The 11,217-nt window shown below is 58.3% G+C and carries 12 protein-coding genes and 1 pseudogene; 7 read left to right on the top strand and 6 right to left on the bottom strand.

Annotation, left to right across the window (positions count from 1 at the left end; all coding sequences use genetic code 11):
- From H8B02_RS39625 to H8B02_RS39605, 5 genes are all read left to right on the top strand, one after another.
- Positions 1–107 (top strand): DUF1403 family protein (locus H8B02_RS39625; protein ID WP_229171144.1); only part of this gene is annotated, 107 nt, incomplete at its 5' end.
- A 1-nt stretch (position 108) separates the two neighbouring features.
- Positions 109–789: an SMC-Scp complex subunit ScpB gene (scpB, locus tag H8B02_RS39620; protein ID WP_229171142.1), complete on the top strand. Its 681-nt coding sequence runs from the start codon at positions 109–111 to the stop codon at positions 787–789.
- Positions 752–1,621, top strand: coding sequence for a hypothetical protein (locus H8B02_RS39615; protein WP_229171141.1), 870 nt, complete (start codon positions 752–754; stop codon positions 1,619–1,621). Before scpB ends, H8B02_RS39615 begins: the two co-directional genes overlap by 38 nt.
- A 410-nt stretch (positions 1,622–2,031) precedes the next feature.
- Complete coding sequence (locus tag H8B02_RS39610) at positions 2,032–3,939, top strand: hypothetical protein (RefSeq protein ID WP_229171140.1); 1,908 nt, start codon at positions 2,032–2,034, stop codon at positions 3,937–3,939.
- Between the two features lie 15 nt (positions 3,940–3,954).
- The gene (locus H8B02_RS39605; protein WP_229171139.1) at positions 3,955–4,644 is read left to right on the top strand and encodes a hypothetical protein; all 690 of its coding nucleotides are present in this window, start codon (positions 3,955–3,957) and stop codon (positions 4,642–4,644) included.
- Between the two features lie 108 nt (positions 4,645–4,752).
- Here the strand turns inward: H8B02_RS39605 and H8B02_RS39600 are convergent, their stop codons facing one another.
- On the bottom strand, positions 4,753–5,037 hold the full coding sequence (locus H8B02_RS39600) for a hypothetical protein (protein ID WP_229171138.1): 285 nt from the start codon (positions 5,035–5,037) through the stop codon (positions 4,753–4,755).
- Positions 5,038–5,220: 183 nt separating this feature from the next.
- A complete protein-coding gene (locus H8B02_RS39595) occupies positions 5,221–5,616 on the bottom strand; it encodes a C-terminal helicase domain-containing protein (protein ID WP_229171137.1) in 396 nt (131 codons plus the stop codon).
- Between the two features lie 622 nt (positions 5,617–6,238).
- On the opposite strand from H8B02_RS39595, the gene H8B02_RS39590 reads away from it, so the two are divergent.
- Positions 6,239–6,868 (top strand): hypothetical protein, encoded by a 630-nt coding sequence (locus H8B02_RS39590; protein ID WP_229171145.1) that lies wholly within the window; start codon positions 6,239–6,241, stop codon positions 6,866–6,868.
- A 436-nt stretch (positions 6,869–7,304) separates the two neighbouring features.
- On the opposite strand, the gene H8B02_RS39585 is transcribed toward H8B02_RS39590, so the two are convergent.
- The 3 genes and pseudogenes from H8B02_RS39585 to H8B02_RS39575 all read right to left on the bottom strand — a co-directional run bounded on the left by H8B02_RS39585 (position 7,305) and on the right by H8B02_RS39575 (position 9,291).
- The gene (locus H8B02_RS39585) at positions 7,305–8,339 is read right to left on the bottom strand and encodes an IS110 family RNA-guided transposase (RefSeq protein WP_229171143.1); all 1,035 of its coding nucleotides are present in this window, start codon (positions 8,337–8,339) and stop codon (positions 7,305–7,307) included.
- A 72-nt stretch (positions 8,340–8,411) separates the two neighbouring features.
- Positions 8,412–8,624 (bottom strand): annotated as a pseudogene (locus H8B02_RS49325) (transposase domain-containing protein); the annotation flags it as partial.
- Between the two features lie 13 nt (positions 8,625–8,637).
- Complete coding sequence (locus H8B02_RS39575) at positions 8,638–9,291, bottom strand: adenylate/guanylate cyclase domain-containing protein (protein WP_229171136.1); 654 nt, start codon at positions 9,289–9,291, stop codon at positions 8,638–8,640.
- Positions 9,292–10,009: 718 nt separating this feature from the next.
- On the opposite strand from H8B02_RS39575, the gene H8B02_RS39570 reads away from it, so the two are divergent.
- Entirely contained in the window at positions 10,010–10,498 is a 489-nt protein-coding gene (locus H8B02_RS39570; RefSeq protein WP_229171135.1) for a hypothetical protein, read from the top strand.
- A 107-nt stretch (positions 10,499–10,605) separates the two neighbouring features.
- Here the strand turns inward: H8B02_RS39570 and H8B02_RS49185 are convergent, their stop codons facing one another.
- Entirely contained in the window at positions 10,606–10,893 is a 288-nt protein-coding gene (locus H8B02_RS49185) for an FAD-dependent oxidoreductase (RefSeq protein WP_376711768.1), read from the bottom strand.
- Positions 10,894–11,217: the final 324 nt, after the last annotated feature.

Genomic DNA, 11,217 nt, shown 5'->3' with positions numbered 1-11,217 from the left:
AGACGGCGAGCGATCGCAGCACACGGCGCCTGTTCGAGCGACTGGTGTCGCTCGGCGCGGTGCGCGAGCTCACCGGCCGGCCGACCTTCCGACTCTACGGTCTCTGACATGGGGCGGCGCGCGCGGCCGAAAGCGGATCTCGACACTGAATTGGCCGACCTGCCGCCGGAGCTGCGCTGGCGCGAATGGATGGGCCGGGTCGAGGCCGTCATCTTCGCCTCGCCCGAGCCGGTGACGCGCGAGGTCCTGACGCGCGTCGTTGGCCGCGGTTGCAACCTCGATCTCGTCATCGACGACATCCGCGACGAGCTGCGCGGCCGGCCTTACGAGCTCGTCTCCGTCGCGGGCGGCTGGCAGCACCGCGCCAGGAAAAACTTCGCCGAGGCGATCCGGGCTGCCGGCGGCGACAAGGCGTTGTCGCAGACCGAAGCGCTGATCCTCGCCTGCATCGCCTATTACCAGCCGATCAATCGCAGCGAATTGTCATCCTTCTTCGGCAAGGAGGTCAGCCGCGATACTATCGGGCGTCTGCGCGGATTGAGGTTCATCGCGAGCGGCGCGCGCAGCCCGCAACCCGGCGCGCCCTACACCTACGTGACGACCAGGGCCTTCCTGTCACACTTCGGCTTGGAGACGCTGCGCGATCTTCCGGATATGGAAGCGCTGGAGGACGCCGGCCTGCTCAGTAAAGATAAAGTGTTGGCGGGTGAGTTTCCGGATTCCCTGCCGGCACATGACGAAGACCAGGACGATGATGAAAAAGCTGCAGATTGGACAGAGACAGGCTAGCCGCATTTGCCAAATGTCGGCCACCGATCGGCTTGCTTTCATCGCAGAAGGGATTCCGATTATCCACGCCAGCGCGAGGGGATTTTGGTCCGCGTCTGCTGAACTGCGAGAAAAGCCGCGAGAAGCCGAGGTGCTTGCGGGATTCGCTAAAGAGGAGGCGGCGAAGATTCTCATCCTGCTCGATATCGTCCGCTACCCTGAGAAGCGGCTCGCCGGCAAGGTGAACAAATTGGTTGGCAGGTTTTACGGGCACCGCGAACGGCTGATTTACGCCCAGCTGTCCGACTGGTGGTCCATTGATGTCGCGGACCTCCGTAAAGCCGTCGAGCCGCTGCGCAAGGCCCATGATCTCGAAGGGACTATGGGCGAGTTCATCATGCCGAACTCCGCCATCTATCAGCGAGAGAGCAAGCTCTACGCGGACGTCGAGGCCTACGAGGATGGCACGCCGGTCTGGAATGCACCCCTCGTCCACCCAAGCGACTACCCGTCGCGCATGCCGTCCGTTGTGCAGGTTGTCGACGCGATGGCCGCCTGCGGAATATTCACGGTAGAGGGGATTCAAGCCACATCAGAGGTTTGGGGGCAGCTTGAGTTTCAGGAAAAGGAGACGCTGCAAGACGCGGAACGTCTAACCGAGCAACTTGTGGCTCGACTGATTGCCGAAAGTTTGCCGGACGAATCCGCGGCTCAGGATCATGTCAATACACTGTATCGGCACTGGCCATTGCCGATGTACAATGTCGACCTCGATCCGATCCCTGTATCTCTCGAAGACCTGAAGGCCGAGCAGGAGCGCCTCTATTGGGCAGAGGTCGGCGACCCTCGATGACGCTGACGATTTGGGCGGTCAATCCGATATCAGCGTGAGTTTGCGAGGTTGCGCGGGCAGGCATTCGCATGGGACGCCTTCGTTGGTGTGCCCATGTTCGTCGGCGGCGACCACTACCTAATGCTCTGAATTTACTTCCGCTTGGCGGCATAACGGACATCGCCGGACTTGCTGCTGGCCCGGCCCTGTCGCGAATGACCCCAAGCGGACTCAACGTGCTGACGGACCATCATCGCTTGGACGCCCGCCCCACGCGGGTTTGATCAGCGGGCAGGTCGGTCGGCGCGCTTTCCGTATTTCGTTGAAATCGTCAGGCGTTTCTCCGCAACTTCCGATATTGTGATGTCGCAATTAGCGGTTAGCTTGGTGCTGGACGGTGAGGAACGATAAACAGTCCGCGGAGAGAAATGATGCGTGCCGGACGTCTGCTTGCAGGCCTGCTTATCGTCGCGCTTGTCGCTGTCGCTGCCAGCTGGGGTACCTACAGGCGCGACTACGTCATTCACGAGCGAGCGGCGGCGGACTGGGTAGCTCTGACGCTTACCGATCAAACGCTCGCCCAGACGCATCAGCCGCAAGATGCCGACACAGCGGTATTTTTCTCAAATGCAGTCATCGACAAGGCGCTCAAGCAACTCGCCGGCACGACGATCAGTCCAATCAAATCCAAACTCGGCGATCTGGTGGTTACGGTGGAAAATGCGCGAGTCCAGCCCGGCCTTGGGCTCACGGGAGCTATCGTCGACATAAAGGTCGCAAGCACACAGCGCGGTCGCGCGGTGAATCTGAGACTGGAAGGTAATATTTCGTTTCGCGGCATTGCGCCCCAAGCCGACGACAGGCCGGCTGCGACGGCGGAATTCGCAGTTGGCGTCACGAAGGCGGAGCCGCAGTTCAATTGGGGTTTCCTCGACATTCGTGGCCGGAATTTCCTATCGGAGGCGATCTCTTCCGGCCTGATGATCGCTCTCGACAATCATCTTACCGTCGCGGTCCCGTTCGAAGACCGCATCAGCTTCAACACAGGGTTCAAAAGCGATACGACCATCAAGGCCCCCGACGGTACCGTTGTGCTCAGTGTGAGCTTGCCCGGCAAAGTCCTGGAGCAGCGCTTCTCGTTTTCTGCGCCCGTGTTTCTACACTCGGGTGTATGGCTTCTGGCCGCCACCTCAGCCCCCGGTCAGGCTCCCGTGACCCCGCCTGCCGTTCCTGATCTTCAGCCTGCAGAACTTGAAACACGGATCGCTACGTTGCGGGAGCAGGTCTCAGGCGCAACCAAAGACTGGGAGCAAAAAAGCGATTTCGCCTTTTTCCTTAGCGGAAAGGCTTTGGTTGGTTTTATCAGTAAACTGAGCACGCTCCCCCAAGTGAACCGGACTGTCGTTGTCCACTCAACCAGCGTAACGGGGCACCTCGTGGACAACGAGACCATCCTGCTCGAACTGCCCGATGCCACCGATATCAATGCGACGATGAACGTCGGGCCGCCGAGTGCGGTGTGGATGCCAGGCAAAGGTGTGGCGCTTGCTACCGATTTGCGCATGGATTTGCACGCCAAGGTTCACGCGCATGTCAAACCAGTGGTGAACATGGGGACCGTCCTCGGGTTGGAGGGAGGAACCGGAAAGCATGTAGCGGGCACGGTCGAGCTGACTAACAAGAACGTGGACGGGCATCCAGTTCTGTCACTCGGCGCTACGATGCCTTGCGATACGTTGACTGCGGACGTGACCACGGATGGACGACTCGAGATGGGGCCTGTCAAAGTCGATCTCGTCAAAGTTGGAGTGCGATGGACTATGCCGGTCCCGCCGACACTCGGCGAACCCAATCTCGTTATGGACGATCTCCCTCGCCGTGCCGGTCTCAGAAGTCCGAAGCCGGACGACCATGGCATCACGGTCACTCCGGCCCACAAGGCGATCGAATATGTGGTCCATCTAACGGACGCGACGGCCACCCAAAACGGCTACATCGTGAGTGCCAAGCTCGACATGAACTCGGTCGACAAGGCAGAGCTGCCGCCGGAAATCATAACTCAACGTCGCGTACTGGCTGACAGCGTCAAGGCAGCAGCACGCGCAGCCTCAGCATGCCCATCGGTCGATCCGGATATGAAAGTTCTGTTCGGAGGCGCGGAGTTCGGTAAGAACAATGAGATCGTCCAGGCCTTTACGAATGCGCTCCACGATCTCGAGCATGGGCCCGGACCGAACAACGAAATTAGGAAAACCCTCGACAATGCCGCACACGATATTGTGCACGGGCCAGGCCCGAACAATGAAATAAGGAAGCTCGGGAAAGCTCTGGGCTTCTAGGGGGGCTTGATTACAATGGCCGATAAAAAAAGCCCGGACGAAATGCTCCGCGAACAGTGGGGCAAGGCGTCGCGGCTTACGCTTTCAGGCACCGTTGCACTATTTCTTCTGACACGCGGCGCGAAGTCCGGAGCGGGCAAGATTCTCGAAATCCTTGGTCTGGATTGGTCTTCGCTCAACGCTCATGCTGTCGCTCTTCTCGGTGTTCCCGTCGTTGCTACGCTCTGTGTCTGGTCCTTGTGGTGGGCCAAGGCCTTTGCGAGGCGGCATACGGGCGGGGCCTGGTTCGATAGGGTGGTCACCAAATCCGATCTCGGACTGATATCGGATAGGGCCCGCATGGTCGCGATCTGGTCTCTGATCTTATTCGTCGCGCTGCCCCTTATCGGTCTTGGCATCCTCGAAGGGACATTTCTGCACGGCAATTTTTACTTCACGGTCGATGGCAACTTCAACTGTCCTGAGAATTGCAAGCAGGAGATTGGCGTGTGGGCACATTTCTGGCCCGCGAATGGTCTTCCGAACGTTTTCAAGACGGCCTATCGTTACGACGGAAATCTCACCTACGTGCCGTTTTGGCAGCCCATTTTGTGGTTACTTTTCGGCGTCGGGGCTTTGATCTATGCCCTGTCCTACCTGCGGCTAATCTTTCAAACTTCCGCTTCACGCCAGCACTCCATCCAAGTTCGGGAAACAGCGTTGTAAGACGCCTCGAAGCAGCGCATTAATTTTTGCCGCGGCCAACTGATAAAGACAGGCTTCCGCTTGTAATGGCGGCGGTAGCCCGCTGGCGATCGCCGCATCGCGGGAACATTAAAACGTTTGAGCGGTGCGGTCAGGCATCGCTCGATCGACGGTCGTCTCCTCGGCCGGCTGTGGCCGCGCAGACATATCTTCGCCCTTCCTGACCGGAGGACGGGCGATCGATATCGGGCTCTGATCAATACCCGAGGCATGGATTGCCTTCGTTCGAAGACCCATCGCGGACAAATCAAGGATGAGTGGCTGCAAAAGCGTGCGGGTCGCCTCGCCCCCGCGTGACAACACGTCGATGAAATCCTCCTGATTGGGCTGTCCAAGGGTCAGCCGATAGATCATTCGCTGCTCGCGAAGTTGGGCGAACCGCGCAATGTCCCGCCCAAAGGGGCGCTCGAAGACGTGGCGGCGGATTTCAGCTCCGTCGAGCACCCACCAAGGACGAAGGCCGCTGGCATCGACGAAACGCTCCGCATGTCTTTGTACGGAACGCCACGGCGAGCCGTCGGCCAGGGCGGGATCTTTCTAGACTTCGTCGCGCAATTCCGCGGACAGCCTTCGCCTGACCGACAGGCCCGCGTAGCGCTGGACGCGACCTTCACGTTGCTCAAGGTCGAGCGGATTGGAGGAGAGATCCCAATGAACGACATGCGAGCACCATGTGTGAAAATCCAGCCCCTCCTGTCCAACCGACGTCGTCGCAAGAACACGCGGCCAGAAGGGTGTGTTGGAACTTCGGCGCACTTCATCGGGGCGGACTGGAGTGGCTTGCGCCACGCCACGATCCACTTTGATGACGGGCTCGGTTTCGGCATCTCCGAAGGGCACGGCTACATGGCAGCGCACGGGAATCTTATGCGGCTGTCCGCCGATGCCATGGAAACTGAAGCCGCCGGCGCGGAGCCCGAGGGACGATTGCATGTCCTTTGCTAGGCCGGCTGCGCCCTCTTGGAGATTTCGCTTCCCTCCTTGTGGGAGAGGGTGGCGCGAAATTTTACTTTATAAGTCAACGGTTGGCTAATTAGTGTCCCAATAGTGTCCCCACGGCTTTTTTGGCAAGCAATCTCGAGGCATTTGCCAACTAGAGAGCGATCCGGCCATCCGCTTTGTCGAGTACGCCGAGACGCGTACCCGGGCTAAACCGGATGGCAGACTTTCGACCCGCAGATTAAAGAAGCGCTCGTCTCGCCATGTTTGGGAAAGCCTTCCCCGGGATTGGCCCTCTCGTCGCAAGAAGACGAGCTAGCCAGCGGGATTTTTGACAATCCAGAGGTTGACCTCCTATCGTAGATCCTCGGTTGAACATTAATTTTTGCACCCGTAATAATACGGGCGCGGGGGCTAGAAGTGAACGCAATCGAAAAGGCGCGCAGCGCCGTAACGCAAACGGCAGGCCGGTTCAATGTCGCGGTTCTCACTCTCTAAGCAGAAGCGCCGGATCGGTTACGGGGGTTTCCTCGCACTTGTGATCGGACATTCGCTCTTGCTTGGGCGCATTGACGCGAACTTTCGGAAGAACGGCGTAGCGGAGAAATGCTACGTAATGACCCGCACCACCATTATGACATTGAACCGTGTCGGGATTGATCCCGAGACAGGACGCGAATGTCGCCCCCTCACACCTCAAATAGTCGAAAAGATTGAACAATACAGAAGCGGCCATAGGCCAAAGATAATCACCTCGACCAATCCGACTTTCTTTGATCCGACAACGGGTGAGCCGGTTGTTTGGTACTTCAAAAATGGTCGTAGTCAGATCGAATTGTTCGATCTTATGGGCTTCCATCCGCAAACGGGAGGAGAGCTGACGCCCGTCAGCCCAGATGTCGTTCAAGCATGGAACCAGCAAACCGCCAAGGTCGTCCGTCGAGCGCCTCTGCGGATAGACGATCCAGAGAAGTTCGGCTTCTTCGAACCAACCGCGGGTGCTCCGAAGGTTTGGTATTGGCGAAGCGAAAGCGGCCAATATAAGTTCTACGACGGCCTCGGCTTTCATCCGCGAACGGGCGACGAGTTCAAGATTGTCACTCGCGAAGTCATTGCGGATTATCTCATCAAGATCGCCAGGCTCGGCGGCTATCTCGCCCGCGCCAACGATCCGCCACCAGGGAATCTGATCATGTGGCGCGGACTATCGCGATTCATCGATATCGCAACCGGAGCGAGACTCTGACTCAAAAATGTGGGTAATCGTAAGACGACGAAGTACGACGAAGACCGCCTGATTGACGCATGCGCGCGGGCACAGTGAGCTCTATGATCGGTTGGGTGACGGTCAGGCGGCCTGCTGACCGGCGGGCTTATCGGCTTGGCGCAGGAGCTTCCATTCCCATATGTGGACGGCTCCCTCCTTGCAAGATATTGTTCAGTGATTTGACGGATCGCTTGCCTCCATATGTCCGGCCTTTGCATGCGGTCGCACATGACCGCTGGCCAAGATGGGTTCCGCAACGCGTGTTCCTAACAAGGCAGCGACCTCGGAGGGCCACTGGGAATGACGGAGTGTCACGAGTTTTGGATCGATCGATCGCACCATCTGCTCTTCTCATGCAAGTTCACAGCATCAGCGCAACACGGTAGCTTCTGTTCTCACCGTGGTCGCCAATCCTCTATATAGCCTTTGGCTGTTCCTCCATTCGCCGGTACGTTTCACCGCTCACCATGAGCTTCCAGGCAACGCGGGCGATCTTGTTGGCAAGCGCCACGGCGACAAGTTTGGGGCTTTTTCGTTGCAGCAGGTCGGTAAGCCATCGGGAGGCATGTCTGCTTCGACCTGCTCTTACATGCTGAAGAAGAGCGGTCGCGCCGACCACCAATGTGCTCCTCAACATTTCGTCGCCGGCACGTGTGATGACCCCAAGCCTGACCTTGCCGGCCGTCGAATGATCTTTGGGTGTGAGCCCTATCCAAGCGGCAAAATCGCGGCCAGACTTAAACATGCGAGGGTCTGGTGTCTTCATCATCAAGAGTGACGCACCAACAGGACCGACACCGGGAATTTTCGCAAGACGCTTGCTGCATTCATCGGCGCGGTGAAGTTCCATTAGCTTTTTCTCGACCGACCTGATTTGCGACAGCAGATCACGATATTCATCACCATGCATGGCAAAAAGCTCCCGAGCAAGCTCCGGCAGCGATTGATCATTCGCTAATCGCTCCAATAGCGGTTCGATCCTGCACATGCCCCTGGCCGCGACGATACCAAATTCCATGGCAAAGCCGCGAATGGCATTGGCCATCTCTGTCCGATTGCGGATAAGCCTCTCTCGCATTCCAACTAACGTCAGCGCTGCCTGCTGATCTGCGGTTTTCACTGGAACGAACCGCATGGTGGGTCGGCTCATCGCCTCGCACAGGGCCTCTGCATCCGCCGCGTCATTCTTGCCGCGCTTCACATACGGCTTGGCCAGCTGAGGCGCGATCAATTTCACTTCGTGCCCAAAGGAAGTTAATAGTCTTGCCCAGTGGTGAGCCCCACCGCAGGCTTCGAGAGCAACGGTAGTAGGCGCCGCCTTCTCGAAAAACTTTACCATCTCTCGACGCGAGAGCTTCTTGCGCAGGATCGGTTTCTCAGCTGCGTTCACGCCATGCAACTGGAAAACGCTCTTTGACGTATCCATGCCAATTCGGATAATCTTTTCCACGGACGGTTTCCCTCGATTGAGAATTTCAACGAACTCACTCTGGCACATTGCGATGCCGTTGGGAGGCCGTCCATCCCAACAGGGCAGTAGTTCGTGCAGGCGCGACGCGGGAAGATCGGCGATACGGGCGAGGATCTCGGCGAGCCAGGCCTTGGGATCGACGTCGTTGAGGCGACAGGTCGTGATCATCATCAGCATGATGGCGGCACGGTCGGCGCCACGCTGGCTACCAGCGAAGGTCCAGTTGCGCCTTCCCAAGGCGATGCCTCTCAATGCGCGCTCAGCGAAGTAGTCCTGCTCAGGGTCGCCAGACATATTCTGAAAGGGCAGCACTGCTATGGATGGCTTGTCCGAAAGCTGAAGCGCCTTGTGGACGGGCAGTCGAATGCGCTGGTGCCATCACTGATCCAGGAGGGCTAATTCGCCACGCGTGCAAGGGCTCAGCAATATTCTTTAGAACCTGCAAACCTACGTCATCGCAGGCAAGCTCGACTTTGCCGCGGACCTGCCGATAGGCATCATTGGAAATGCAAATGCCGCCCGGCTCCAAAATGCCCTCCAATCGAGCTGCAATATTTACGCCGTCGCCGAATATATCGTCATCATCGCCAATGATGTCGCCGACATGAATACCAATCCGGAATTGGATTACCTGATCCTTCGGCATCGAGGCGTTCTGCTCGACCATGGCACGTTGAACCTCGACTGCGCAGCGTGTGGCATCGACAGCGCTTACGACCTCAACAAGCATGCCGTCACCAGTCGTCTTGACGATGTGGCCTCGATGGGACGTGATGCCGGGATCGACCACGGCCCTTCTAAGGGCCTTCAGCCTGGCGAGCGCTCCTTCCTCGTCGGCTCCCATCAAACGGCTATACCCGGCGATATCTGCCGCCAGGACTGCTGCTAGTCGCCGTTCGACGCGCTCTCCGCCCAAGGAATGCCCCATCATCGGTTCATTCGGCCGGAGGGTATCGAAGCACAAAGAGCCTATTAGGTCGCTAGAGCAAAAGTTGTAGAACTAACCAGAAGCTAGCACTCCATCGGCAGCCCTTGCGAGGACGATAGCGGGGCGGCCAAGAAAATGGCCCCAGCACTGTTGTGCCGGAGCCATTCGAGATCGGAGGACGCGGGTACATCCGCCGCGCCTCCGATCCAAGTCCTAACCCATCAGCACCCGCAATCATCGAGTGCGAAGACCAAATCGCTTTCGCCACTCAGCAACTATCTTCTTCTTGCGATAGAAAATCATCTGGCGCGCCGTCATTCGAGCGCGAATACGATCAATCTCCGTACGGCCTTTCAGAGCCGGCAACGCAGACGCAATCTCTCGCGCGACCGAGTTCGGCATATCAGCCTGATCGCCGCACCAGCCATCTGTTCTTCGTAAGATTCGGTGCGGTTCTGCACCAGGCGGTGCGAATTTCCTCTTCATGTAGATAGCCCCTTCGTCAGTGACTACAGCACTGAGCTCGCGACGGCGCCTCTGAAGGTCGGCTTTCCCTCCGTGACCGGACGATAGGTGAAGTGAGGGCGGGCGGTTGGGCAGGCGCGGGCACCTGAGCCGACGCCTGGTCAGGGCGCGGCAGCGTGGCCGGTGCGTTACCCGCGATCACCGCATCGGCGTACGCCCGAAGCATCGTGCCGACCAACTCGACGGACCGGGGCACTTGAGCCAGAGCCACATTCACGAAGTCATCGAGACCGCGAACCTCCCAGAGACATGGAAGAGCGCGTGTCGTGCTTTCGAAAAGCCGAGCAGCGGCTGCATCGAATGCCGCACTGGCCTCAGCCATCTCACGGACCACGAGCTCGATCTCGGCAGCCGTCTGCGCACGCAGCTTACGATCTGCGAGCTCAACCTTGGTGTGTTCAAGGTTCGCCAACTTCTGATCCACTTCGCCGATAGCGGCCTTCAGCGAGGCAGTGCGATCCTGTGCCACGCGCAACGACGCTTCCGAGCGATCGAGTTCGGTCTCATCGCCGGTGAGCGCGGCTCGCTTCGCCGAAGCAGTATGGCGCGCCGTAGCCTGTTCTGCTTCAGTGAGCGTCGCCGACAGGCGATCGCGGTTTGCGGTTACGGCGTCAATATCGCGCTGCACCGGTTTTCTTTGTCCGATGATTTGAAAAGGCCCATTACCACTATCTCTCTTCTATGAAGAAGGGAGTCTAAAGATTGGGCTCGAGGTTCAATGCATCAATTCGTGAAAGGTACTCAACGCGCCTTCCTAATCCCTCGGCCACGCCGGCGGCCTGAAGCAGTTTTTTAACTTGAGTAGAGTCGGTTGACCAACGTAATGTTCCCGTCGCTCTGATGGTGTCTGCCAGACCAATTCTGGCGTGCAAGTTCCACGTGGTAGTCAAGGGCTTCGGACCTGAATTGCATGTAGTCCGGCGTCGCCCCGGCGAAGAAGCTTAAACACGCGAAACTTGATCCGGTCGCTCCAGAGCCGGGGACGGCACCATCAAACAGCAATACCGTCAATTCGTTCCCGGCGAGATGAAGCGCTAGCGACGCGCCCATAATCCCGGCTCCGACAACAGCGACCAACATCGATTCCTCCCTCAATCAGCTGGGCGCTTGTTGGAGGAGAAGCGATTGGTAACGACAGTCGCCGCCACGGTGGACCGCTCGCTCTAGTCTGTCATGAGGCATTGGACGGCCAATGCACAACTGGACCACGTCCGGAACTTCCTCGGTTGAGACTGAAAATTGCCACTCCGGAAAATAAAATTATGACGTCTGCCGAGTCGGCGGCAGCAACGTAAGCGCTCTTGGTCCAGTATGATGGTTGGAGCAGCCAGATGTGGATGGCCTTGGGATGCACTTGATAGCCAGTCCTCAAAAGTCTGTGCCGCCATCTCCGGCGACGGTGGT

It is taken from the genome of Bradyrhizobium altum (genome assembly GCF_020889705.1).
Lineage (GTDB): Bacteria > Pseudomonadota > Alphaproteobacteria > Rhizobiales > Xanthobacteraceae > Bradyrhizobium > Bradyrhizobium altum.
This window is presented reverse-complemented; position numbering and strand designations above follow the sequence as displayed.

What these genes read in the sequence shown, in the direction of transcription:
- H8B02_RS39590 (WP_229171145.1), top strand. Translation starts at nt 6,239, where the DNA reads ATGACCCGCACCACCATTATGACATTGAACCGTGTCGGGATTGATCCC.
- H8B02_RS39575 (WP_229171136.1), bottom strand. Translation starts at nt 9,291, where the DNA reads ATGATGGGGCATTCCTTGGGCGGAGAGCGCGTCGAACGGCGACTAGCA.
- H8B02_RS49185 (WP_376711768.1), bottom strand. Translation starts at nt 10,893, where the DNA reads ATGTTGGTCGCTGTTGTCGGAGCCGGGATTATGGGCGCGTCGCTAGCG.
- H8B02_RS39600 (WP_229171138.1), bottom strand. Translation starts at nt 5,037, where the DNA reads ATGATCTATCGGCTGACCCTTGGACAGCCCAATCAGGAGGATTTCATC.
- scpB (WP_229171142.1), top strand. Translation starts at nt 109, where the DNA reads ATGGGGCGGCGCGCGCGGCCGAAAGCGGATCTCGACACTGAATTGGCC.
- H8B02_RS39605 (WP_229171139.1), top strand. Translation starts at nt 3,955, where the DNA reads ATGGCCGATAAAAAAAGCCCGGACGAAATGCTCCGCGAACAGTGGGGC.
- H8B02_RS39595 (WP_229171137.1), bottom strand. Translation starts at nt 5,616, where the DNA reads ATGCAATCGTCCCTCGGGCTCCGCGCCGGCGGCTTCAGTTTCCATGGC.
- H8B02_RS39615 (WP_229171141.1), top strand. Translation starts at nt 752, where the DNA reads ATGATGAAAAAGCTGCAGATTGGACAGAGACAGGCTAGCCGCATTTGC.
- H8B02_RS39610 (WP_229171140.1), top strand. Translation starts at nt 2,032, where the DNA reads ATGCGTGCCGGACGTCTGCTTGCAGGCCTGCTTATCGTCGCGCTTGTC.